This is a genomic window from Synechococcus sp. RS9916 (assembly GCF_000153825.1).
Classification (GTDB): domain Bacteria; phylum Cyanobacteriota; class Cyanobacteriia; order PCC-6307; family Cyanobiaceae; genus Synechococcus_C.
This window is the reverse complement of the sequence record NZ_DS022299.1, coordinates 2,190,574-2,213,280: the sequence shown is the minus strand read 5'-3', so window position 1 is coordinate 2,213,280 and position 22,707 is coordinate 2,190,574. Positions and strand designations below refer to the sequence as shown.

Below are 22,707 nucleotides of genomic sequence, written 5' to 3'. Positions count from 1 at the left end.
GGATATTGGCCTCGTAGCTAAAGGGCAACTGCATTCTGGAACAATCCAAAAGCTCCAGAGCAACCCCTGCCCAGGTAAAACATTGTTTAAAACCTCAATGCTCATCGATCGAGATTCAAACCATGAATGAAAGAAGTCACATCCTTACGTCCAGGTGACTGTCAAAGGCTGCAACGACGATAAAGTTCGACGATGAAAAAAGCTCTGATCACTGGGATCACCGGCCAGGACGGCTCCTATCTCGCTGAGCTCCTCCTGGAGAAGGGCTACGCCGTCCACGGCATCAAACGCCGCGCCTCCTCCTTCAACACCACCCGCATCGATCACCTCTATCAAGATCCTCACGAGACTGATCGGTCAGGACAGCCTCCGCGCCTCACCCTTCATTACGGAGATCTCTCTGACGGCAGCAACCTGCAGCGCATCATCGAGCAGGTTCAACCCGATGAGATCTACAACCTCGGCGCACAGAGCCATGTGGCCGTGAGTTTCGAGGCACCTGAATACACCGCCAACGTCGATGCCCTCGGCACCCTGCGCATCCTCGAGGCCGTGCGGATCTGCGGTCTCACAGCAAAAACGCGCATCTATCAAGCCTCCACCTCCGAGCTCTACGGCCTGGTTCAGGAGGTCCCGCAAAAGGAAACCACCCCGTTTCACCCCCGTAGTCCCTACGGCGTGGCCAAGCTTTACGCCTACTGGATCACCGTCAACTACCGCGAGGCCTACGGCATGTATGCCTGCAATGGCCTGCTGTTCAATCACGAGAGCCCCAGGCGGGGTGAAACCTTCGTCACCCGCAAGATCACCCGTGGCCTGGCCCGCATTGATGCCGGCCTCGACCAGTGCCTCTACATGGGCAACCTCGATTCCCTGCGCGACTGGGGCCACGCCCGCGACTACGTCGAAATGCAGTGGCGCATGCTCCAGCAGGAGACCCCAGAAGACTTCGTGATTGCCACCGGCCGCCAAGAATCGGTGCGCCGCTTCATTGAGCTCGCCGCCCAGGCCCTCGGTTGGGGTCAGCTCCAATGGGAGGGCTCAGGTGTAAGAGAAACCGGCCGCCGCAGCGACACCGGAGCCATCGTGGTGCGCATCGATCCTCGTTATTTCCGCCCCGCGGAAGTGGAGACCCTGCTCGGGGATCCCACCAACGCCCGCGAGAAGCTTGGCTGGACGCCCACCACCACCCTGGAAGAACTGGTCAACGAGATGATCGCCGTCGACCAGGAAGAAGCCCGTAAAGAGGCCTACCTCCAAGCCAAAGGCTTCCAGGTGGTGGGGGCACGGGAATGACAAACACTTCCTCAAAATCTCTGCTCCGCGCAAGCGACCGCATCTTCATTGCCGGTGCCCGCGGCATGGCCGGCAGTGCCATCAGCCGCGGGCTGACGCGCAAGGGCTATGGCGATGCAGCGCGCGGCGGGGCACTACTCACCCCCACGCGTCAAAAGCTCGATCTGCTCGATGGCCAGGCCGTCAGCACCTGGATGCAAACCAACCACCCTGATGTGGTGGTGCTGGCGGCCGCCACCGTCGGCGGCATTGAGGCCAACCGCAGCCGTCCCGCCGATTTCCTGCTGCAGAATCTCAGTCTGCAGACCAACGTGATGGAAGCGGCCTGGCAAGCCGGCACCCGCCGGCTGCTGTTTCTCGGCAGCAGCTGCATCTACCCCAAATTCGCCGAGCAACCGATCCGAGAAGAAACACTGCTCACCGGCGCTCTGGAGCCCACAAACGAGTGGTACGCCATCGCCAAAATCGCCGGGATCAAGCTCGCGGAAGCCCTGCGCCAACAGCATGGCTTTGATGCCATCAGCCTGATGCCCACCAATCTCTACGGGCCCGGTGACAACTATCATCCCACCGGCAGCCATGTTCTGCCAGCCCTCATCCGCCGCTTCCATGAAGCCAAGCAAGCAAACGCCCCCTCGGTGACCTGCTGGGGGAGCGGCACGCCCCTTCGCGAATTCCTGCACGCCGATGACCTGGGTGAGGCCTGCGTCTTTGCCCTCGAGAACTGGTCAGCTCTATCCGCCAATGCACCGAAAGACGATCAGGGCGCACCGCTCGCCTTTCTCAACGTAGGTACCGGTATCGACCTCAGTATCCGCGAACTCGCCGAGCAAGTAGCCGAAGCAGTCGGCTACAGCGGCACCATTCACTGGGACACCAGCAAACCCGACGGCACACCAAAAAAACAACTCAATGTGAGCCGGCTAAGTGAATTAGGATGGTCGGCTCGGATTCCACTATCAGAGGGTCTCCTATCAGCGGTACAGGATTTTGAACGAAACCTTTCATTAGGCCGGCTCAGAGAGTAATTGCATTTTCAAAAACCAATTCAGCCTCTGGCTGGTTGGCAGAGTCAAGAAATGAACAAAGCTCTCGTATCGCCAAGCTGGATTATTGAGTGACGTCTCCTCTTGTGGCCATGTTCAGCGCCGGCGCCCCCGCGGTTCCCACATCCTCCGAAGACTGGTTGCCGGTGGGCAAGGTGGTGGGTGTTCAGGGTCTGAAGGGCGAGCTGCGCATTAACCCCGCCAGTGAGTTTCCAGAGCGGTTCACTGATCCCGGCAGCCGCTGGCTGAAAGCACGGGGATCCGCCCCCAGAGAAATGGAACTGAAAAGTGGTCGTCAACTGCCGGGTAGGAGCGTATTTGTGGTGCGCTTTGCAGGAATCGACAACCGCGAAGCAGCCGAAGCCCTGATCGGCCAAACCTTGATGGTGCCGGCCGACGACCGCCCCGAACTGGAAGAAGGGGAATTCCACCTGCTGGATCTGGTGGGACTGGAAGCCCGCCTGAGCGCCGACGGAGACGCGATCGGCACGGTGAGTGATCTGATCAGCGGCGGCAACGAGCTCCTCGAGCTGAAAACACCCGACGGCGACACCTTGATGGTGCCGTTCGTGGAGGCAATCGTGCCGGAGGTGCACGTCGACGACGGCTGGCTGCTGCTCACGCCACCACCTGGCCTGCTGGAGCTGTGACCCACCAGGGCTGACAGGACCTGCGGAGTGGGGCAGGATCTGCCCAAAAGCGCCAAGGCTTCGGTGAGCACGCCCCTGATTCCTGTCATTCTCTGCGGCGGCACGGGCACCCGCCTCTGGCCTCTGTCCCGCGCCAGCTATCCCAAGCAGTACTGGGCTCTCGGCGGCAGTGGTGATGACACTCTGCTGCAACAGACCCAGCAGCGACTAGAAGGCCTTGAAGACCTGGCGAATCCCCTTGTGATCTGCAACGAAGATCACCGCTTCATCGTGGCTGAACAGATGCGCCAGATCGGCATCAAGCCGAGCGCCATTCTGCTTGAGCCCATGGGCCGCAACACAGCTCCGGCAGTGGCCATTGCTGCCCTCCAGGCCACCTCCCGTGGCGAAGACCCACTGCTACTGGTGTTGGCTGCCGACCATGTGATTCGCGATGGCGCCCAGTTCCGAACCACGGTGGAGGCGGGCCGTGCCGCAGCTGAGGCCGGCCAATTGGTGACGTTCGGGATCGTGCCCACCGCACCGGAGACCGGCTATGGCTACATCGAAGCCACCGCACCACTTCAAGCCGGCACCCTCAGTCCCACACCGATCGCCCGCTTTGTGGAAAAGCCGGATCGGGCTAAGGCCGAAGGCTTCCTAGCCACCGGCCGCTTTACCTGGAACAGCGGCATGTTCCTGTTCCGTGCCAGCGCCATGTTGGCGGAACTGGAACGGCTGGCACCCGAGGTGGTGAGTTGCTGCCGAGCCGCCCTGGAACAGGACGCTGCCGACCTCGACTTCCGTCGCCTCGACAAGAGTGCCTTTGCCCGCTGCCCCAACGTGGCCATCGACGTGGCCGTGATGGAACAAACCCAGCTGGGCGCTGTACTGCCGCTGGATGCCGGCTGGAGTGACGTGGGCAGCTGGAGCGCGCTCTGGGACACCTCCGACAAAGACAGTGAGGGCAATGTGCTGCGCGGCCGGGTAATCAGCGAAGGCAGCAGCAATTGCTATCTGCGCAGCGAACACCGGCTGGTGGTGGGGTTGGGCATCGACAACCTGGTGGTGGTGGAAACCGACGACGCCGTCCTGGTGGCCAGCCGCGATCAAGCCCAGAACGTGAAGCGCGTGGTGGGCCAACTGGAAGCCGACGGCAGCCCCGAGGGCAAGGCCCACCGGCGGATTTACCGCCCCTGGGGCCACTACACCGGGGTAATGGAAGGCAGCCGCTGGCAGGTGAAACGCATCTCGGTGAAACCGGGGGCCAGCCTGTCGCTCCAGATGCACCACCACCGGGCGGAGCACTGGGTGGTGGTGCGCGGCACTGCCCTAGTGGAGCGCGACGGCGAAGAGCAACTGGTGGGCGAAAACCAAAGCACTTACATCCCCATGGGCTGCCACCACCGCCTCAGCAACCCTGGCCGCATCGCTGTGGAAATGATCGAAGTGCAGAGCGGCGAATATCTCGGCGAAGACGACATCGTGCGCTTCGACGACGTTTACGGGCGCAGCGACCAAAAATCCATAGCCAGCTAAACCAGCTTTATCTCCTGCCTGACAAGAATCTTTCAATTCAAAAGACGAATTAAGCAAATGCAAAGGAAAGGCATCGTCCTCGCGGGTGGATCTGGCAGTCGACTACATCCGATCACTCAGGCGGTGAGCAAGCAACTCCTCCCGGTGTACGACAAGCCGATGATTTATTACCCGCTCAGCACGCTGATGCTGGCCGGGATTCGCGAAGTGCTTCTGATCACCACACCTCATGACCAGGCAGCTTTCCAGCGCTTACTGGGAGATGGCAGCAAGTGGGGGATGGAGATCACCTATGCGGTGCAACCCAGCCCCGATGGTCTGGCCCAAGCCTTTGTGATCGGCGCCGAGTTCCTGGCGAGTGCACCTGCCGCCCTAATTCTCGGGGACAATCTGTTCCACGGCCACGATCTGGTTCCTCAGCTCGTGCGCAGCAACGCCAACCAAGCAGGCGCCACCGTCTTTGCCTACCCGGTAAGTGATCCGGAGCGTTACGGCGTGGCCGAGTTCGATGCCCAGGGAAGGGTCTTGTGCCTTGAGGAAAAGCCTCAACAGCCCAAGAGCCGCTATGCCGTGACCGGCCTGTATTTCTACGACTCCAGCGTGGTGGAGCGAGCGCAGCAGGTAATGCCCTCTCTACGGGGGGAGCTGGAAATCACTGACCTCAATCAGATGTATCTGAAAGACGGGCTACTTCGGGTGGAAGTGATGGGACGTGGCATGGCGTGGTTGGACACAGGCACCTGCGATTCCCTCAACGATGCCAGCGGCTACATCCGCACCCTGGAGCACCGCCAGGGACTCAAGGTGGGCTGCCCTGAAGAAGTGGCCTGGCGGCAAGGCTGGATCAGCAGCGCCGAATTGGAGGCCCTGGCCCAACCGCTGCAGAAAAGCGGCTACGGCGGTTACCTCCTTCAAATGCTCGAAGAAAGCGTGAGTGACCACACGGCACTGCAACGCAGCCTGGAAGAATCCCATGCAGTTTGAACAACTCTCCAGCCCCCAAGGGGCAGTCATGGATGGCCCGCTTCTGATCCAACCCAGCGTTTTTGGTGACGATCGCGGCTGGTTTTTTGAAAGCTGGAACCAGCAGCGCTTTGACGATGCCGTTGGCAGCCCGGTGGTGTTCTCCCAGGACAACCATTCCCGTTCCAGTCGCGGAGTGCTACGCGGCCTCCACTACCAGTTGGCACCGCAACCCCAGGCCAAGTTGGTGCGCGTCAGCCTCGGAGCCGTTTTTGATGTGGCAGTGGATCTCCGCCAAAAGTCGCCGACCTTCGGCCACTGGGTCGGCGCTGAGCTGACGGCAGAAAACAAAGCGCAGCTCTGGATTCCAGAAGGATTCGCCCATGGGTTTCTCACCCTCAGCGAAGTAGCCGAAGTGCAATACAAGGCCCGTGGCTTCTGGAACAAAGACTGCGAACGCGCCATCCGCTGGGACGATCCCAGCCTTGCGATTACCTGGCCGGTGCACCAGCTGAAAGGCACGGCTGTGAGCCTGTCTGACAAAGACGCAGACGCTGCGAGTTTTCAGGCTGCCACCAGCACCGGAGATGTGTTCTGATGAAAATTCTGCTCACCGGAGCGGCCGGTCAGCTGGGGCAAGCCCTTATCGCCTCAGTCCCAGAGGGTGTTGAGCTGATCGCCACCAGCCGCCAGGAGTTTGACTTAGCGGATGCAGAAGCCTGCCGCGATGCGGTGTTTCACCATCAACCCGACTGGGTGCTTAATGCCGGTGCCTACACCGCTGTGGACAAGGCTGAATCGGAGCGGGATCTTGCCCACGCCGTCAATTCGGGAGCACCGGAAGCCTTCGCTAATGCCTTGGGAGAGCGAGGCGGTCGGATGCTGCAACTGAGCACTGATTTCGTCTTCAACGGCAACCAAGGCTCCCCCTACACCGTCGACCAGGCCCGCGATCCCCTGGGCGTTTATGGCGCGTCGAAAGCCGCGGGAGAAGCGGCTGTGCAAGAGCGACTGGGACGACAGGGGACAGGGTTCGTGCTGCGCACCAGCTGGGTGATCGGGCCCGTAGGCAAGAATTTCGCCCTCACCATGCTGCGCTTGCACCGCGAACGTGACGAGCTAGCTGTGGTGGCGGATCAAGTGGGCTGTCCCAGCAGCACACTCAACCTCGCCCAGGCCTGCTGGCAGGCGATCAACATCAACAACAAAGGCGTTGAACTGCCGCCTGTAATGCACTGGAGTGATGCCGGTGCGGCGAGCTGGTACGACGTCGCAGTAGCGGTTGGCGACATCAGCCAGAACCTGGGGCTGCTGGATCAACCCGCCCACGTCAAACCCATCACGACCGCCGACTACCCAACACCGGCACGCCGGCCCAGCTACTCCCTGCTCGATTGCTGCAGCACGCGCGCCGCACTGCAGCTGCCTTGCCAGCACTGGCAAGCTGCCCTGCACGACATCCTCCAGCGGGTCCCCAACGCCTGAAGCATTTCGACTCACTCCCCTCGCAATCCTCCAGTCCTTTTCCCTGCCTCATGAGCCAGACCATGCCCTCCACCGCAGACCTGCTCGGGAACCGCCGCCGCATCCTTGTCACCGGTGGTGCGGGCTTCATCGGTGGTGCAGTGGTGCGCCGGCTGCTGCGCGACAGCGACGCCACCGTGTTCAATCTCGACAAGATGGGATACGCCAGCGACCTGACATCGATTCAGGAGGTTCTGGCCGAGCAGGGTGAGGCCGATGGCGTCCGGCATCGGCTCCAATGCGTCGACCTCAAGGATGCAGAGGCCGTGGACGCCGCCGTTCGCGAGGCCAATCCAGACCTGGTGATGCATTTAGCGGCCGAAAGCCATGTCGACCGTTCGATCTCCGGCCCCGGCGAATTCATCTCCAGCAACATCACCGGCACTTACAACCTGCTGCAGGCGGTCCGCAGCCATGTCGAGCGGTTGAGTGAGGCCAGGGCCGCAGCATTCCGGTTGCACCACATCAGCACCGACGAGGTATTCGGGTCCCTCGGCGCTGAAGGTCGCTTTTCTGAGACAACCCCTTACGACCCAAGGAGCCCCTACTCAGCCAGCAAAGCAGCCAGCGACCACCTGGTGCAGGCCTGGCATCACACCTTCGGCCTGCCGGTGGTGCTAACCAACTGCTCCAACAACTACGGGCCGTGGCAATTTCCCGAGAAACTGATCCCCGTGGTCACCCTTAAGGCCGCCGCCGGTGAACCCATCCCCCTCTACGGCGATGGCCTGAATGTGCGCGATTGGCTCTATGTGGAAGATCACGTTGACGCCCTGCTACTGGCGGCTTGTCGAGGCCAATCAGGACGCAGCTACTGCGTTGGCGGCCATGGGGAGAAAACCAACAAGGAAGTGGTCACGACCATCTGCAACCAGCTAGATCAGCATCACCCCAACAACGCTCCACACGCACACCTGATCACCCGGGTGATCGATCGCCCCGGCCACGATCGCCGCTACGCCATCGATCCCACCCGCATCACTGAGGAACTGGGCTGGCAGCCGCGGCACAACGTGGAGCAAGGCCTGGCAGCCACCGTTGCCTGGTACCTACAGCATCAGGATTGGTGCTCCAAAGTCCGTGATCAAGCCAACTACGACGGCGGTCGCCTGGGATTGAACAGACCCCAGTGACCTCGAGCTTTCGCGTCACTCCACCGTGACGCTCTTGGCCAGATTGCGGGGCTGATCCACATCCAGGCCGCGGTGGGCAGCGATGTGATAGCTGAGCAGCTGCATCGGCACCACCGTGAGCAGGGGGCTGATCCACTCGCTCACCTCCGGTACCGGCAGCAGATCATCGAACAACTCTGTATCGGGGCCTTGGGGAGCCACGCCAATCAGGCGGGCATCCCGGGCTTTGGCCTCCTGGGCATTGCTCAGCACCTTCTCAAACACCACCCCGGGCACCGCAATCGACACCACGGGCACCCGGGAATCGAGCAACGCGATCGGGCCGTGCTTCATCTCGCCGGCGGGATAGCCCTCGGCGTGGATGTAGCTGATCTCCTTCAATTTCAACGCCCCTTCCAAGGCGATGGGGTAATTAATGCCCCGACCGAGGAAGATCACGTCCTGGGTGTCGGCAAAGCGGTGGGCCAAGGCTTCTGATCGCTGATCGTGCTCATCCACCAGCTGACGCAGCTGGGCTGGAAGCTGGCGCAGCTCATCAATCAACCTCGCGATCTCGGCTTCACTACGCCCCTGACGACGGGCAGCAAAAGCCAGAGCCAGGCCATAAAACGCCAGCAGCTGGCCGAGGAAAGTCTTGGTGGCCGCCACACCCACCTCAATGCCTGCCCCGATATCGAGGATGGCGTCGACCTGACGGGCCAGGGAGCTTTCCGGACGGTTGGTGATGCCCAGCTGACGGCTGGCAAAGGCCGGATCGCCATGGGCCTGACGGCGGTCGGCTTCCATCGCCAGCGCCGCCAGGGTGTCTGCGGTTTCCCCCGACTGGGTCACACCGATGGTGAGGGTGTGCGGCGCCAGCGGCGGTGGGGCGTAGCGAAACTCACTGGCGTAAAAGACGCTGGCTGGGATGCCCGCAAACTGCTCCAGCAGATAGGCACCCACCTGGGCTGCGTGACGGCTGGTGCCGCAGGCCAGGATCTGAATGCGCTCCACGCCGTCGTAGAAGCTCTCCTCGAACGGCAACGCCACTGGATTCCTTGCCGTCAGCCCCGCGGGCAGATGACGCGCCACCCAAAGCGCTGCGGTTTCCGGCTGCTCATGGATTTCCTTGAGCATGAAGTGGCGGAAATCGCGCTTGTCAGCGACCCCTTCCTGATTACTCAACACCGTGGGCGTCCGCTGCTGGCGTTCACCCGCTTCGTTGTAGAGCTCAATCCCGAGGGGGCTGAGCAAAGCCACCTCGCCGTCTTCCATCGGCAGGATCGTGCGGGTCAGACCCGCCAAGGCCGGCGTGTCGCTGGCGCAGATGAATTCACCTTCTCCCAAGCCAATCAGCAAGGGAGCAGCGCGGCGGGCCACCACCAACGAACCAGGCACCTCCGCCCAGATCACCGCCAGGGCATAGGCCCCTTGCAGCTGGGGAAGCACTGTCTGGACGGCCTCCAACAACAACGTGCCGGTGGGCGCCGCACCATCCGCCACCCGGCGATCCAGCTCTGCACCCACCAGATGGGGAATCACCTCGGTGTCGGTTTCGGAGCGGAACTCCACTCCGGTGGCCGTGAGCTGATCCCTGAGGCTGCGGTGGTTCTCGATGATGCCGTTCTGCACCACAGCAACCCGCCCCGACCCATTGCGATGGGGATGGGCGTTGTGCTCCTCGGGCTTGCCGTGGGTTGCCCAGCGGGTATGACCGATACCGCAGTGCCCCGGAGCCCCGTCCTGGTCGACCCGAGCGGTGAGATTGACCAACTTCCCCTTGGCACGGACGCAGTGGAGAGCACCGTGTTCAACGGTGGCCACACCAGCGGAGTCGTAACCGCGATATTCCAGCTGCCGCAGGCCTTCCAACAACAGGGGGGAAGCCTCCCTGGAGCCGATCACCGCAACGATTCCGCACATATAAAAAAAGCCCGGCGTCCGCCGGGCTGAGCTTATGGCCTATTTGGCAGTGATCAGTATGCGAGACCCATGCTGCGGCTGGTTTCGTCGCCGAGATAGACGCGAATCGAGAGGAAATCGGTCGGGCAAGCTGTTTCACAGCGCTTGCAACCGACACAATCTTCAGTGCGGGGAGACGAAGCGATCTGACCGGCCTTGCAACCGTCCCAAGGAACCATCTCGAGCACATCGAGAGGGCAGGCACGCACGCACTGAGTGCAGCCGATGCAGGTGTCGTAGATCTTGACGGCGTGGGACATGCGTCCGGTCCTGAACAAATGGCTTGGCGTAAACGTACCCGTCATGACCTCAGCCGAACCACCATCGACCCAGGGCCGTCACTGTTGTTAACGACAAACCGGGCGTCAGTGCGAGAGCAGCCTTGGTCAAGCCCGTAGGATGCGTCGTCCCGTCTTCACGGATATGTCCCAGGAAGCGATCCTCGAAAAAGTCCGTTCGATCGTGGCGGAGCAGCTCAGCGTCGACGCCGGCGAGGTCAAGCCGGAGTCCAACTTCCAGAACGATCTGGGCGCTGACTCCCTCGACACCGTTGAACTGGTGATGGCCCTGGAAGAGGCCTTCGACATCGAAATCCCCGATGAGGCCGCTGAGGGCATCACCACCGTCGGTGACGCCGTCAAGTACATCGAAGACAAGCAGGCCTGAGGATCGGCATGGTGGAGGGTCTTCAACGCGTCGTGGTCACCGGCCTCGGCGCGGTGACACCAATTGGCAATACCGTCTCCGACTACTGGGACGGTCTCAGCTCAGGTCGCAATGGCGTCGCAGGAATCACCCTGTTTGATGCCTCTGCCCACGCCTGTCGCTTCGCCGCAGAGGTCAAGGATTTTGACCCCACTGGCTTTCTCGAAGCCAAGGAAGCGAAACGCTGGGATCGGTTTTGCAAGTTCGGTGTCGTTGCGGCCAAGCAAGCCGTGGCCGATGCCGGGCTAGCGATCACCGACGCCAACGCGGATCGCATCGGCGTCAGCATCGGTTCCGGCGTGGGTGGCTTGCTCACCATGGAGACCCAAGCCCACGTGCTGGAAGGCAAAGGCCCTGGACGGGTGAGCCCGTTCACGGTGCCGATGATGATCCCGAACATGGCCACAGGCCTCGCGGCGATTGCTTTGGGTGCCAAAGGCCCCAGTTCAGCTGTGGCCACCGCCTGCGCTGCCGGCTCCAATGCCATCGGCGATGCATTCCGACTGCTGCAGTTGGGCAAAGCTGACGTGATGGTCTGCGGCGGAGCCGAATCCGCCATCACGCCTCTTGGCGTTGCCGGTTTTGCCAGTGCCAAGGCCCTGTCATTCCGCAACGACGACCCTGCCACCGCAAGCCGTCCGTTCGACAAGGAGCGCGATGGATTTGTGATCGGCGAGGGCGCCGGTGTGCTCGTGCTCGAGACCCTGGCCCATGCGGAAGCCCGTGGCGCCACGATCTTGGCCGAAGTGGTCGGCTACGGCACCACCTGCGATGCGCACCACATCACCGCACCAACACCAGGGGGTGTTGGTGGCGCCGCCGCCATTCGCCTCGCCCTCGAGGACGGCCAGATCAGTGCTGACAGCGTCGACTACGTCAACGCCCACGGCACCAGTACCCCCGCCAACGACAAGAACGAAACCTCTGCTATCAAGAGCGCCCTCGGATCCAGGGCCTTGGAGATTGCAGTCAGTTCGACCAAGTCGATGACCGGTCACCTCTTGGGTGGTTCTGGCGGCATTGAAGCTGTGGCCTGTGTTCTGGCTCTGCAGAACGGCGTCGTGCCTCCCACCATCAACCACAGCAATCCCGATCCCGACTGTGATCTGGATGTCGTGCCCAACCAGGCCCGTGAGCTCAAACTGGGCACTGTGCTGTCCAACTCCTTCGGCTTCGGCGGCCACAACGTCTGCCTCGCCTTCCGTCGCATGGCCTGAATCTGCAGCGATCAGCGTGCCTTCCATGGCCGCTGACCGCGTTGTTTCAGACTGACGACATCTTTTACCGCTTTTTCATCACAACGCCATGGTCGCCGCGCCCGCATCCATCGACACGCTCTGCGTCAACAGCATCCGCATGCTGGCCGTTGACGCCATCAACAAGTCCAAGAGCGGCCACCCCGGCCTCCCGATGGGCTGCGCACCCATGGGCTACGCGCTGTGGGACAAGTTCCTGAAGCACAACCCCAAGAACCCCAAGTGGTTCAACCGTGACCGCTTCGTGCTGTCGGCCGGCCATGGCTGCATGCTGCTGTACGCACTGCTCCACCTCACCGGGTACGACTCGGTGACCATCGACGACATCAAGACCTTCCGCCAGTGGGGCTCCAAGGCACCCGGTCACCCCGAAACCTTTGAGACACCTGGTGTCGAAGTGACTACCGGCCCTCTCGGCGCTGGCATCTCCAACGCCGTTGGTCTGGCTATCGCTGAAGCCCACCTGGCCGCCAAGTTCAACAAGCCCGACGCCAACCTCGTCGACCACTACACGTATGTGGTGATGGGTGACGGCTGCAACCAAGAAGGTGTGTCGTCGGAAGCTGCCTCCCTCGCTGGTCACCTGAAGCTGGGCAAGCTGATCGCCCTCTACGACGACAACAACATCACCATTGATGGGCGCACCGACGTCTCCTTTACCGAGGACGTTCTCAAGCGCTACGAGGCCTATGGCTGGCATGTTCAGCACGTGGCCGATGGCAACACTGATGTAGATGCCATCGCCAAGGCGATTGAGGCCGCCAAGGCTGTCACCGACAAGCCTTCGATCATCAAGGTGACCACCACCATCGGCTACGGCTCCCCCAACAAGAGCGACACCGCCGGTGTGCACGGTGCTCCTCTGGGTGATGACGAAACCGCTCTGACCCGTCAGCAGCTCAACTGGAACTACGGCCCCTTCGAGGTGCCCCAGGAGGCCTACGACCAGTTCCGCCAAGCCATCGAGCGCGGCGCCAGCCTCGAGGCCGAGTGGAACCAGACCCTGGCCACCTACCGCACGCAGTACCCCGCTGAAGCAGCACTGTTCGAGCGCATGCTGCGCGGCGAACTGCCTGAGGGCTGGGACAAGGATCTCCCCACCTACACCCCTGAAGATGGCGGCTTAGCCACTCGTAAGCACTCCCAGATCTGTCTGGGTGCTCTGGGCCCCAACCTGCCCGAACTGATTGGCGGCTCCGCTGACCTCACCCACTCCAACTACACCGACATCAAGGGCGAGACCGGTTCCTTCCAGGCCGACAGCCCCGACAAGCGCTATCTGCACTTCGGTGTGCGCGAGCACGCCATGGCCGCGATCCTCAACGGCATCGCGTACCACAACAGCGGTCTGATCCCCTACGGCGGCACGTTCCTGGTCTTCGCCGATTACATGCGCGGCTCCATGCGCCTCTCGGCGCTGAGCGAACTGGGCGTGATCTACGTGCTCACCCACGACTCCATCGGCGTGGGCGAAGACGGCCCCACCCACCAGCCGATCGAGACCATCCCCTCCCTACGGGCGATGCCCAACATGCTGGTGTTCCGCCCGGGCGACGGCAACGAAACCAGCGGTTCCTACAAGCTGGCGATTGAGAACCGCAAACGCCCCAGCGCTCTGTGCCTCAGCCGTCAGGGAATGGTCAACCAGGCCAACTCCTCGATCGAGAAAGTGGCCTTCGGCGGCTACATCCTCGAAGACTGCGAGGGCACCCCTGAGCTGATCCTGATCGGTACCGGCACCGAACTCGACCTCTGCGTCCAGGCTGCCAAGCAGCTGAGCGCTGAAGGCAAGAAAGTGCGCGTGGTGTCCATGCCCTGTGTGGAGCTGTTCGACGAGCAAAGCGACGCCTACAAGGAGCAGGTGCTCCCCTCCGCCGTGCGCAAGCGCATCGTGGTGGAAGCAGCAGAAGCCTTCGGTTGGCACCGTTTCATCGGCCTCGATGGCGACAGCGTGACCATGAACCGCTTTGGTGCTTCCGCCCCCGGCGGCGTCTGCATGGAGAAGTTTGGCTTCACTGTCGACAACGTGGTGGCCAAGTCCAAGGCACTGCTGGGCTGAGCCCACACACCCGCGTTCTGTTGAATGCTTCAGCCCTCCTTCGGGAGGGCTTTTTTCATGGCTACAACCTGTTTCGGCAACGTGCTGCCAAGGGTTCACGGGAGCACTGAAAGCGCAAAGCCCATCCGCCCCAGGGCTCATCCAGCCCAATGACAGGCCCTCACGCAATCCAGACGCGGGGCTGCACACAAGACATGAGAACCATCAGTGCAGTCCTCGCCATCAAAAAACCCCCGGTGGTGACACCGGGGGTGAAGACGTTTGAGCTGAAGCCTCCTGAGGGCTGAGGATCAAGCCTTGTCCTGCTTCACCGCAGTGAACTCAGCGGCACCCTGGGCCTTGAGCACATCCTCGAGGCCTTCAAGATCGGCATCGGTGATCTTGGTCTGCATCGGGCAGTGCTTGGGTCCGCACATGGAGCAGAACTCGGCCTGCTTGTAGATGTCAGCCGGCAGGGTTTCGTCGTGATATTCCTTGGCTCGCTCGGGATCCAAGGACAACTCGAACTGCTTGTTCCAGTCGAAGTTGTAACGGGCACGGCTGAGCTCATCATCGCGATCGCGTGCACCAGGACGGTGACGAGCAATGTCTGCGGCATGGGCCGCGATTTTGTACGCGATCAAGCCTTCACGCACGTCGTCTGCATTGGGCAGACCGAGGTGCTCCTTGGGGGTCACGTAGCAGAGCATCGCGGTGCCGTGCCAACCGGCCATGGCCGCACCAATCGCTGAGGTGATGTGGTCATAACCCGGGGCGATATCGGTGACCAAAGGACCGAGCACATAGAAGGGTGCCTCGCTGCACTCCTCCATCTGCTTCTTGACGTTGAACTCGATCTGATCGAGGGGCACGTGACCCGGACCTTCCACCATCACCTGCACGTCGTGCTGCCAAGCGCGACGGGTCAGTTCCCCGAGGGTGTGCAATTCGGCCAACTGGGCAGCGTCCGAAGCATCATGCTGACAACCAGGGCGCAGGGAGTCACCCAGCGAGAAGGTGCAGTCGTAGCGCTTGAAGATCTCGCAGATGTCGTCGAAGCGCGTGTACAGCGGGTTCTGCTTGTGGTGATACAGCATCCACTGAGCCAGGATGCCGCCACCCCGGCTCACAATGCCGGTGATGCGGCCCTTCACCTTGGGCAGGTGCTCAATCAGCAGACCCGCGTGGATGGTCTGATAATCGACGCCTTGCTGGCAGTGCTTCTCGATGATGTGCAGGAAGTCGTCTTCCGAGAGGCGCTCAATCGAGCCATGCACGCTCTCAAGGGCCTGATAGACGGGCACCGTGCCGATGGGCACAGGGGACGCATTGATGATCGCCGTGCGCACCTCATCGAGGTTGACGCCACCGGTGGAGAGATCCATCACGGTGTCGGCACCGTATTTGACGGCCAGCTGCAGCTTCTTGACTTCCTCAGCTGCATCGGACGCATTGGGCGACGCACCGATGTTGGCGTTCACCTTGCACTTGCTGGCAATGCCGATCGCCATCGGCTCCAGGTTGGTGTGGTTGATGTTGGCGGGGATGATCATCCGTCCCCGAGCAACCTCCTCCATGATCAGCGACTCAGGGAGGTTCTCGCGCTTGGCCACATGGGCCATTTCCTCGGTAATCAGGCCCTGACGGGCGTAATGCATCTGGGACACATTGGCCTGACCCTTTCGAGCCGACACCCAGGAAGCACGCATGAGACAAGAGCGATGGGACGCCCAGGGGCCGGCAGGCCGGTGATCACGCTTGGTCACTTCCCTGCGCCGGCATGACCCGGATCAGGTGCGGAGGGTGTGATCTCAGCCAGGCCGTTAAAGCAACGAAACTGGCACCCCTAGTGGTACGTAAAACCTAGCAAGCGCCGCCTGCTCAGCTCTGCAACCCATTCAGGGCAGCAGCCACCACCCGGTGATCCCCGTCCCGCTGCAACTCCTGCAGCAAAGCGCGGGCCTCGGCCGCCTGGGGAGCGCTGTCATGGACCAGGCGCCCCAGGATTTCAGCGCCACCCACCCGAACGGTGCCATCGCCATCGTTGATCGCCAGCTGCGCCAGGTCCAACAACCAGGCCGGGTTGATCGACGGGTCCTCGGCGAAGGCCGACAGGATGCTGCAGCGCACCAGCCAGGCGTCATCAACGACAAAGCGCTCGCGCAGCAAGGTCCAGGAGCGCTCCACCCCAAAACTGGCCAGGGCATTGGCGGCTTCCGCGCGCACATTGGCGTCCTCATCCGCAGACACCAACCGGGTCAACACAGCCCAACCCTGCTCATTGCGGCGCATGCCCAGACCACTGCAACTGAGGGAGCGCACCACAAAGGCTGACTGCTCACTGCCCAAGATCAACAAGGGCACCACCAAGGCGTCATCGTCGGTGGATGGGAATTCCCGCAGCCGAGCCAGGGACGGCAAGGCCCGCATGGGATCCCCTGAACCAATCGCTTCCCTCAGCGCCTCAGGGTCAGGCAACGGCTGGGACTCGGGCATGGAGGTCATCGCGGGGGCTGAGAGTCGGGACGCTCGGTCGCCGTGCTGCGCAGGGCCAGCAGCAAGCGGCGGCGGCGCCGGCGGCGACCCACCACCGCACTGATCACCAGACCGATGCCCACCAGGATGGCAGGCAAAGCCTGAAGCCGATCGTTGCCCTGGCGCTGCAGCAACGCCACCAGGCCCAGCACGGTGAGCAGCGGCGCAGCCAACGACAACCAAACATGACCGACGGGGTAGCGCGGCCGGCTCATGACGATGGCTCCTGGGCCGGCTCCCCCATCCACGCCAACAAGGTGGCCGTGAGCACCCGAATGCCCACCCCCAGGCTGGCTTCATCCGGGCAAAAGCGACCGTTATGCAGCGGTGCACAACCCTCAGGCCCTGCGACTCCAAGGCGGAACATGCTGCCGGGAATGGTCTGGACCAGTTCGGCGAAATCCTCGGCACCCAGGGACGGTTGATCGAGCCGCAACACCTGAGCCTTCCCCAGCTCGTCGATGGCGCAACGCTCCAACAGCTCGGTCAGGGCGGGATCGTTGAGCACCGGTGGCGCGATGCAGCGGTAGCGGACCTCAGCGGTGGCCCCGAAGCTGGCGCAGATCGCCTTCACGGTCTCCTCAATCCAGCCCGGCAGGCGTTCATGCAGCTCGCCATCGAGGCAGCGCAGGGTGCCCAGCAACGAAACCCGATCAGCAATCACGTTGAACGCGCGACCTCCTTCAATGCGCCCGAAGCTCACCACCACCGGGTGAAGGGCATCCAGCCGGCGGCTGATCGCTTCCTGCAGCCCCGTGACCACGCGGGATGCAATCCAGATCGCATCCACCGACTGATGGGGCCGGGCCCCATGGCCTCCCTCACCAATCACCTCAATCGACAACTCGCCCGCCGCAGCCGTGAGGCTGCCGCTGCGCACTCCCACGGTGCCCACCATCAGCGACGGGAAGACATGCACCCCATAGAGAGCGCTGAGACCGTCCAGAGCACCGTCGTCACGCATCCAGCGAGCACCCGTTGCCAGCTCTTCGGCCGGCTGGAACAACAGCCGCACGCCGCGCTGCAGGGGAGTCTCGGCATGCTGCACCGCCAGCATCCGGGCCACTCCGAGACCGATGCAGGTGTGCAGGTCATGACCACAGGCATGCATCACCCCCTGACGACGGGAGGCGTAGGGCAGATCGGTGTGCTCCTCCACCGGCAGGGCATCCATGTCCACCCGAAGACCAACGCGGGCCCCTTGCACAGGGCCAAGATCCGCCACCACGCCCGTACGGCCCACCGCTTCCCGGACCTGCCACCCTTGCTGGCGCAGTTCTCCGGCCACCAGCGCTGCAGTCTGGTGCTCCTCACCGCTGAGCTCAGGGTGGGCATGCAGATGGCGGCGGAGCTCCAGCAAACCGGGCAAATCCCTCTCCAGAGCCGGTTGCCAGCAGGGCGTGACGCTCATCAAGACTTCAGATCCAGAAACGCCATCAGGTCGGCGGTGGGACCAGGCGGCCAGCGCCGCACCGACAGCAGCCAGTCGGCCTGGCGATAGCGAGGGTCGAGACCCGATGCCGCGGCCCAATGACTTTCCGCTTCTCCCCCCTGGCCCTGTTTCCACAGCAGCGCACTCAAACCGGCACGGGCATCAGCAAACATCGGATAGCGGCGGATCAGATTGCGCAACTCCCGTTCAGCCTGCTCGAACTGCTCCAGTTGGTAGCGCGCCATCGCTTCGCTGGAACGGGCCATGGCAAATCCTGGTCTGGCCAGGGCGGCATGGTTGTAGAGATCAGCAGCCATCGTCCAGTCTTGCTGGGATCCACGCACATTGCCGAGGTTGTAGAGGGCGGACGCTTCAGCGGGATCGCGCTCCAGGATCCAGTCGTAATCGGCAGCCGCTGCATCCCATTGCTGCAGCGCTTCCTCCGCCGTTCCGCGGTTCAGATGGGGATCAATCTCGTCTGGTGACAGCTCGAGCGAGCGGCTCTGATCACGGATCGCTCCCTCGGCATCCCCCAACACCAGGCGCACATTGCCGCGGTTGCTCAGGGCCGCTGCATCACCTGGATGAGCATCGAGATACCGATTCCAAAGCGGCAGTGCTTCGGCGATGTCACCGTTGCGGCTGGCCTGAAGGGCTTGGTCAAACAGGGCCTGATCGAGTCCAGGCGTCGCGAAGACAGGGCGAGGAACCGCACCCCAGGCCATGAGCAGCACCAGCACAAGAGCCCACAGACGCGTCATGCCACCTCCTGGCCCGATGCGGGATCTCCATCGACAGGCCAACCAAGATGGCGCCGACCGGCAGCAGTGACGACGCGGCCACGGGGCGTGCGCTGCAGGAAACCGAGCTGCAACAGATAGGGCTCCACCACAGTTTCCAGAGTGGTGGAATCTTCACCGAGGGCCGCTGCAAGGGTGTCGAGACCCACCGGCCCACCGCCATGCCCCTGAAGCAACAGCTCCAGCAGGCGGCGATCACTGGCATCCAGGCCACGGCCATCCACCCGATGCAGGCTGAGGGCTTCATCCACCAGCTCGGCATCAATCACCGTCGCCTCGACGGGATCACCTGAGGCTGCCCCCCGCACGCTGGCCACATCGCGCACCCGCCGCAGCAGGCGATTGGCAATCCGCGGCGTGCCCCGGCAACGCCGTGCGATTTCGGTGCAGCCCTGAGGCGACAGCTTCAAGCCGAGCAAGCCGGCAGCCCGCTCCACAATCGCTTCGAGATCCTCCTGGCCGTAAAACTCGAGGCGCTGGATCAGGCCAAAACGATCCCGCAGCGGCGAACTAAGCGATCCCGCCCGAGTGGTGGCACCGACCAGCGTGAAGGGAGGCAGATCCAAGGTGCGGGTGCGCGCCGTGCTGCCCTTGCCCACGGTGAGATCAAGACGGCGATCTTCCATCGCCGGATAGAGCAGCTCCTCCGCGACCCGGGTGAGCCGGTGAATCTCATCGATAAACAGCAGTTCCCGTGGCTGCAGATTCACCAACAGACCAACGATGTCGCGGGGGCGTTCGAGGGCTGGCGCACTGGTGATCCGGCAGGTCACCCCCAGCTCTTCGGCCAACACCAGCGCCATGGTGGTCTTGCCGAGCCCGGGAGGGCCATAGAGAAGCACGTGATCGAGGGCATCACCGCGGGCGCTGGCGGCTTGAACGGCAATCCCCAGAACCTGCTTGAGCTCGCGCTGACCGATGTAGTCGTTCAGTCGCCGCGGCCGCAGCCCATCTTCACGGGGACTGGCACTCTCCTGGGCCGAAGGTTCGGGCGACAGCAAGGGCGATGGCCGCGCAGCAGACCCTGAAGGAGCGGGCGAGTCCTTGCGGACCCGCTGCGTTCTGGCCGCGGAGGACTCAATCGCCATGGGTTGAGCGTACCGAGCGCAACGGGTGGATGGGAGGCCAGTCCCCACTAGGCTCGGTTCAGGAGCGCCAGCAGCACAGCGTCATGGCAAAGGGCCCGGGCCGCAGGGGCAACGGCGGAAAAGACGACAAAGACAAGCCGAGAATCCTGGCGGACAACCGCTTCGCCCGCCATCAGTACGACATTCTCGAGACCCTGGAAACGGGGGTCGAGCTGCTTGGCACGGAAGTGAAATCGGTGCGGGCAGGACAAACCAACCTGCGGGATGGGTTCTGCCTGATCCGCAACGGGCAGATGCAACTGCACAACGTGCACATCTCACCCCACACCCACGCCGGCAGCTACTTCAACCACGACCCCTTGCGTGTGCGGCGACTGCTGGCCCACCGCAAGGAAATCAACAAGCTGCGCATTGAACTGGATCAGAAGGGACTGACCCTTGTACCCCTCAACCTGCACCTCAAAGGGTCCTGGATCAAACTGACCATCGGCCTGTGCAAAGGCCGAAAACTGCACGACAAACGGGCCGCCGAGAAAGAAAAGCAGACCAAGAAAGAAACAAGAGCAGCACTGTCTCGCTACTAAATAGAGACGCAATATGCACGGCGACGTGCCTTCGGCGCCCCAGTCCCCCGTTCAGGGTTGGGGCGGAGCATCAGGGCCGCCCGCCTCTGCAGGCTCTGGATCAGGCGCACCCGCGGGACGCGGGCCCGGAGGCTCCGGCAGCACCTCAGCAGGGCCCAGCACGCCGGTGGCCGGGTCTGGCAAAGGATTGGGATCGACCGGAGGCAGAGGCTTCGGTGCCGGACGATCAGCACGGCACGACAGGGTGATCACGCCAGAAGACACCCCTTCATTGGTCACCAACACCTGGACCGGCGTGCCCGCATCCAGCGGCAAAGTCACCACCCGCAACGGACCACGCTCCGCCATCACATCACCCTTGGCCCCGTAAACGGTCATCTGCATCAAGGGCGTGCCGTTAATGCCCAGCACCAGGCGGCGCCCCTTGGGCACGTTGATGGTGATCAAACGGGCTCCACCGGCCTGCACCCGGCTGGACAGCACGGTGGCCTGCTGAGGACGCGCCGAGAGGGTTTCAATACGCACCTCCTCCAGGCTGCGCATGGCCGCTGCAAACCAGAGCTGCCGGTAGGGCTCCGGCGGCTTGGACCCTGTCGCCACGCCAGGCAGCAAGGACTGAGCCGAAGCGGTCACCAACTGCTCCACCACCCGGAGATCCACTCCCTGCTGCGTGAGCAAATCCCGCTGCTTGCGCCAATCAGCGTCCTTCAAGCGACCCAGACGAGACCGCAAAGCGGGAGGCAACTGTTCAACGCGAGCCAGCCATTCCTCCGCCAATTCATGCCAAACCCTGCGCAACGGCGCATCCTCCAGACCATCCCCTGGCAACCGCCCGTTCCGCTCGGGGTAACGGGACAGGAGGCTGGAATCCACCAGGCTGAGGAACCAGCTGCGGTCCACCTGCAAGGCCCGCAACCGGCTGAGCAGCTGCTGACGCTGATCCACCTCCGCCGGCGGCAGGCTGGCCTGCGGCGACCGCCCGGCCAGGTCTCGATCCGTTGAAGGCGCGGTGCCCGGCGCCTGACCGCGAGTCAGCAAGAACCAACCAATCGCCGTGCCCACCAGAGCAGAAGCCAGCAAGGCACCCACCACAGGCCAAAGGCGACCCTCAGCGGCCTGGCGGCGCTCCTGCTCCGTGGGCCGCACGCGAGAGGGCGATGCTTTGGCTGCGGACTGCGACGCCCCTGGAGCTCCACCCGCCTCGGACACACCGTCGTCCCAACGAGGAAGATCCGGCTGTGGTGCTGCAGGGGCCAGCACCAGGGTGCGTTCCGCACGGGCGATCGGGCCGGTGGACTCCGGCATCACCACACCACGCAAAGCCTCCAAAGCTGCGCTGGCTTGCTCAAACCGCTCCTCAGGACGCTCGCTGAGCAGGCGACCCAGGACCTCTCGAAACGACGCATCCAGATCAAGTCCTTCGGGGATCACCCAGGCCCCTGCCTGCGCATCCAGGAGTTGCTCAGGCCGGCTGCCGCTCAACAGCACCAAGGCCGTCACCCCAAGGGCATGCAGGTCCATCCAGGCCGCAGCGGCTTCGAGACGTCCCTGGGCCTGCGAAGCAAAACCCGCAGTGGCACCTGGGATCGGCTTCTCCCCCTGGCGTTGCAACAGCCCGAAATCGAGCAGCAGGGGCAGTCCGTCCTGATCCCGACGCAAGAGATTGCTGGGGTTCAGATCACCGTGCACCAGGCCATTGGCATGCAAGACAGCAAGAGCCGGCAGCAACTGGCGCAGAAGCAACAGCACTTCACCGGCGCCAAACACCAGCTGGCGCTCGACGCGCTGCTGCTGGATCTGATCAAAGGGTGTGCCCTGCTGCCATTCGCGCACCAACCAAAGAGCCCCGTCCTCCTCCAGCAAGCCCCCAAAGCGGGGAATCTGAGGATGGAGAACGGCCTGCATCGACGGCCAGAGTTGACGGAAACGGGCCTGGGACTCCGGGTCCTGCAACTGGCGCAAGGCCACCGGAGCATCCGACGCCAGCAGGTCAGATCCTCGCCAGAGCTGCCCCTGGGGAAGCACCCCCTGCCCAGCCTGCCCAGTCGCGAGCTGCTGATCGATGCGGTAGCGCTGCGCGAGCACAGACCCGATCACGATCACCTCTCCTGGCATGGGCCGATGCTAGGGGCAGTGTCAGGCCCACACCGGCCCCTGTAGGGGTCTACAGGCCTGGCGCCTGGCCCTTAGGGTCGAGC

General features: G+C 62.9%; 21 protein-coding genes and 1 riboswitch. Of the genes, 12 read left to right on the top strand and 9 right to left on the bottom strand.

The genetic code is table 11. From position 1 onward, the window contains the following. Positions 1 to 192: 192 nt before the first annotated feature. From gmd to rfbB, 8 genes are all read left to right on the top strand, one after another. Complete coding sequence (gene gmd, locus RS9916_RS11455; RefSeq protein ID WP_007099582.1) at positions 193 to 1,296, top strand: GDP-mannose 4,6-dehydratase; 1,104 nt, start codon at positions 193 to 195, stop codon at positions 1,294 to 1,296. Continuing rightward, on the top strand, positions 1,293 to 2,324 hold the full coding sequence (locus tag RS9916_RS11450) for a GDP-L-fucose synthase (RefSeq protein ID WP_007099581.1): 1,032 nt from the start codon (positions 1,293 to 1,295) through the stop codon (positions 2,322 to 2,324). Before gmd ends, RS9916_RS11450 begins: the two co-directional genes overlap by 4 nt. Positions 2,325 to 2,434: 110 nt before the next feature. Then, on the top strand, positions 2,435 to 2,992 hold the full coding sequence (rimM, locus tag RS9916_RS11445; protein WP_038024586.1) for a ribosome maturation factor RimM: 558 nt from the start codon (positions 2,435 to 2,437) through the stop codon (positions 2,990 to 2,992). Between the two features lie 63 nt (positions 2,993 to 3,055). Then, positions 3,056 to 4,510, top strand: coding sequence for a mannose-1-phosphate guanylyltransferase/mannose-6-phosphate isomerase (locus tag RS9916_RS11440; protein ID WP_038024580.1), 1,455 nt, complete (start codon positions 3,056 to 3,058; stop codon positions 4,508 to 4,510). A gap of 57 nt (positions 4,511 to 4,567) precedes the next feature. Beyond that, a complete protein-coding gene (gene rfbA / locus RS9916_RS11435; protein ID WP_007099578.1) occupies positions 4,568 to 5,494 on the top strand; it encodes a glucose-1-phosphate thymidylyltransferase RfbA in 927 nt (308 codons plus the stop codon). Next, positions 5,484 to 6,071, top strand: coding sequence for a dTDP-4-dehydrorhamnose 3,5-epimerase (rfbC, locus tag RS9916_RS11430; RefSeq protein WP_007099577.1), 588 nt, complete (start codon positions 5,484 to 5,486; stop codon positions 6,069 to 6,071). Before rfbA ends, rfbC begins: the two co-directional genes overlap by 11 nt. Then, entirely contained in the window at positions 6,071 to 6,958 is an 888-nt protein-coding gene (rfbD, locus tag RS9916_RS11425) for a dTDP-4-dehydrorhamnose reductase (RefSeq protein WP_007099576.1), read from the top strand. Before rfbC ends, rfbD begins: the two co-directional genes overlap by 1 nt. 50 nt (positions 6,959 to 7,008) lie before the next feature. Beyond that, a complete protein-coding gene (rfbB, locus tag RS9916_RS11420; protein ID WP_007099575.1) occupies positions 7,009 to 8,130 on the top strand; it encodes a dTDP-glucose 4,6-dehydratase in 1,122 nt (373 codons plus the stop codon). Positions 8,131 to 8,145: 15 nt separating this feature from the next. Here the strand turns inward: rfbB and glmS are convergent, their stop codons facing one another. Together glmS and psaC are read right to left on the bottom strand one after the other, a co-directional pair. Further along, entirely contained in the window at positions 8,146 to 10,032 is a 1,887-nt protein-coding gene (gene glmS / locus RS9916_RS11415; protein ID WP_007099574.1) for a glutamine--fructose-6-phosphate transaminase (isomerizing), read from the bottom strand. A gap of 53 nt (positions 10,033 to 10,085) precedes the next feature. Continuing rightward, a complete protein-coding gene (gene psaC / locus RS9916_RS11410; RefSeq protein ID WP_007099573.1) occupies positions 10,086 to 10,331 on the bottom strand; it encodes a photosystem I iron-sulfur center protein PsaC in 246 nt (81 codons plus the stop codon). Positions 10,332 to 10,494: 163 nt separating this feature from the next. Between psaC and acpP the strand changes: the two genes are divergently transcribed. The 3 genes from acpP (at position 10,495) to tkt (ending at position 14,091) form a co-directional block, all read left to right on the top strand. Next, complete coding sequence (acpP, locus tag RS9916_RS11405; RefSeq protein ID WP_007099572.1) at positions 10,495 to 10,737, top strand: acyl carrier protein; 243 nt, start codon at positions 10,495 to 10,497, stop codon at positions 10,735 to 10,737. 8 nt (positions 10,738 to 10,745) lie between these two features. Beyond that, positions 10,746 to 11,993 (top strand): beta-ketoacyl-ACP synthase II, encoded by a 1,248-nt coding sequence (gene fabF / locus RS9916_RS11400; RefSeq protein WP_007099571.1) that lies wholly within the window; start codon positions 10,746 to 10,748, stop codon positions 11,991 to 11,993. Positions 11,994 to 12,081: 88 nt separating this feature from the next. Next, on the top strand, positions 12,082 to 14,091 hold the full coding sequence (gene tkt, locus RS9916_RS11395; protein WP_007099570.1) for a transketolase: 2,010 nt from the start codon (positions 12,082 to 12,084) through the stop codon (positions 14,089 to 14,091). Positions 14,092 to 14,381: 290 nt separating this feature from the next. Here the strand turns inward: tkt and thiC are convergent, their stop codons facing one another. The 6 genes from thiC to ruvB all read right to left on the bottom strand — a co-directional run bounded on the left by thiC (position 14,382) and on the right by ruvB (position 19,925). Beyond that, positions 14,382 to 15,779: a phosphomethylpyrimidine synthase ThiC gene (gene thiC / locus RS9916_RS11390; RefSeq protein ID WP_038024578.1), complete on the bottom strand. Its 1,398-nt coding sequence runs from the start codon at positions 15,777 to 15,779 to the stop codon at positions 14,382 to 14,384. 41 nt (positions 15,780 to 15,820) lie between these two features. Continuing rightward, positions 15,821 to 15,928: riboswitch (TPP riboswitch) on the bottom strand. A 23-nt stretch (positions 15,929 to 15,951) separates the two neighbouring features. Next, entirely contained in the window at positions 15,952 to 16,575 is a 624-nt protein-coding gene (locus RS9916_RS11385) for a HEAT repeat domain-containing protein (RefSeq protein ID WP_007099567.1), read from the bottom strand. Next, a complete protein-coding gene (locus RS9916_RS11380; RefSeq protein WP_007099566.1) occupies positions 16,572 to 16,820 on the bottom strand; it encodes a DUF3188 domain-containing protein in 249 nt (82 codons plus the stop codon). Before RS9916_RS11380 ends, RS9916_RS11385 begins: the two co-directional genes overlap by 4 nt. Next, entirely contained in the window at positions 16,817 to 18,016 is a 1,200-nt protein-coding gene (locus RS9916_RS11375) for an amidohydrolase (protein WP_007099565.1), read from the bottom strand. Before RS9916_RS11375 ends, RS9916_RS11380 begins: the two co-directional genes overlap by 4 nt. Continuing rightward, positions 18,016 to 18,798 (bottom strand): tetratricopeptide repeat protein, encoded by a 783-nt coding sequence (locus RS9916_RS11370; protein WP_007099564.1) that lies wholly within the window; start codon positions 18,796 to 18,798, stop codon positions 18,016 to 18,018. Before RS9916_RS11370 ends, RS9916_RS11375 begins: the two co-directional genes overlap by 1 nt. After that, entirely contained in the window at positions 18,795 to 19,925 is a 1,131-nt protein-coding gene (gene ruvB, locus RS9916_RS11365; RefSeq protein ID WP_038023711.1) for a Holliday junction branch migration DNA helicase RuvB, read from the bottom strand. The genes RS9916_RS11370 and ruvB overlap by 4 nt, the downstream gene beginning before the upstream one ends. A gap of 83 nt (positions 19,926 to 20,008) precedes the next feature. On the opposite strand from ruvB, the gene smpB reads away from it, so the two are divergent. Then, positions 20,009 to 20,509 (top strand): SsrA-binding protein SmpB, encoded by a 501-nt coding sequence (gene smpB, locus RS9916_RS11360; RefSeq protein WP_038024576.1) that lies wholly within the window; start codon positions 20,009 to 20,011, stop codon positions 20,507 to 20,509. Positions 20,510 to 20,560: 51 nt separating this feature from the next. Here the strand turns inward: smpB and RS9916_RS11355 are convergent, their stop codons facing one another. Continuing rightward, complete coding sequence (locus RS9916_RS11355) at positions 20,561 to 22,624, bottom strand: protein kinase (RefSeq protein ID WP_007099561.1); 2,064 nt, start codon at positions 22,622 to 22,624, stop codon at positions 20,561 to 20,563. Positions 22,625 to 22,707 lie beyond the last annotated feature (83 nt).

Excerpts from the sequence above, each read along its gene's own strand:
- rimM (WP_038024586.1), top strand. The coding sequence starts at position 2,435 with ATGTTCAGCGCCGGCGCCCCCGCGGTTCCCACATCCTCCGAAGACTGG.
- thiC (WP_038024578.1), bottom strand. The coding sequence starts at position 15,779 with ATGCGTGCTTCCTGGGTGTCGGCTCGAAAGGGTCAGGCCAATGTGTCC.
- rfbD (WP_007099576.1), top strand. The coding sequence starts at position 6,071 with ATGAAAATTCTGCTCACCGGAGCGGCCGGTCAGCTGGGGCAAGCCCTT.
- RS9916_RS11380 (WP_007099566.1), bottom strand. The coding sequence starts at position 16,820 with ATGAGCCGGCCGCGCTACCCCGTCGGTCATGTTTGGTTGTCGTTGGCT.
- rfbB (WP_007099575.1), top strand. The coding sequence starts at position 7,009 with ATGAGCCAGACCATGCCCTCCACCGCAGACCTGCTCGGGAACCGCCGC.
- RS9916_RS11355 (WP_007099561.1), bottom strand. The coding sequence starts at position 22,624 with ATGCCAGGAGAGGTGATCGTGATCGGGTCTGTGCTCGCGCAGCGCTAC.
- rfbC (WP_007099577.1), top strand. The coding sequence starts at position 5,484 with ATGCAGTTTGAACAACTCTCCAGCCCCCAAGGGGCAGTCATGGATGGC.
- rfbA (WP_007099578.1), top strand. The coding sequence starts at position 4,568 with ATGCAAAGGAAAGGCATCGTCCTCGCGGGTGGATCTGGCAGTCGACTA.
- fabF (WP_007099571.1), top strand. The coding sequence starts at position 10,746 with ATGGTGGAGGGTCTTCAACGCGTCGTGGTCACCGGCCTCGGCGCGGTG.
- psaC (WP_007099573.1), bottom strand. The coding sequence starts at position 10,331 with ATGTCCCACGCCGTCAAGATCTACGACACCTGCATCGGCTGCACTCAG.
- RS9916_RS11375 (WP_007099565.1), bottom strand. The coding sequence starts at position 18,016 with ATGAGCGTCACGCCCTGCTGGCAACCGGCTCTGGAGAGGGATTTGCCC.
- RS9916_RS11370 (WP_007099564.1), bottom strand. The coding sequence starts at position 18,798 with ATGACGCGTCTGTGGGCTCTTGTGCTGGTGCTGCTCATGGCCTGGGGT.
- ruvB (WP_038023711.1), bottom strand. The coding sequence starts at position 19,925 with ATGGCGATTGAGTCCTCCGCGGCCAGAACGCAGCGGGTCCGCAAGGAC.
- tkt (WP_007099570.1), top strand. The coding sequence starts at position 12,082 with ATGGTCGCCGCGCCCGCATCCATCGACACGCTCTGCGTCAACAGCATC.
- gmd (WP_007099582.1), top strand. The coding sequence starts at position 193 with ATGAAAAAAGCTCTGATCACTGGGATCACCGGCCAGGACGGCTCCTAT.
- glmS (WP_007099574.1), bottom strand. The coding sequence starts at position 10,032 with ATGTGCGGAATCGTTGCGGTGATCGGCTCCAGGGAGGCTTCCCCCCTG.
- RS9916_RS11450 (WP_007099581.1), top strand. The coding sequence starts at position 1,293 with ATGACAAACACTTCCTCAAAATCTCTGCTCCGCGCAAGCGACCGCATC.
- RS9916_RS11385 (WP_007099567.1), bottom strand. The coding sequence starts at position 16,575 with ATGACCTCCATGCCCGAGTCCCAGCCGTTGCCTGACCCTGAGGCGCTG.
- acpP (WP_007099572.1), top strand. The coding sequence starts at position 10,495 with ATGTCCCAGGAAGCGATCCTCGAAAAAGTCCGTTCGATCGTGGCGGAG.
- smpB (WP_038024576.1), top strand. The coding sequence starts at position 20,009 with ATGGCAAAGGGCCCGGGCCGCAGGGGCAACGGCGGAAAAGACGACAAA.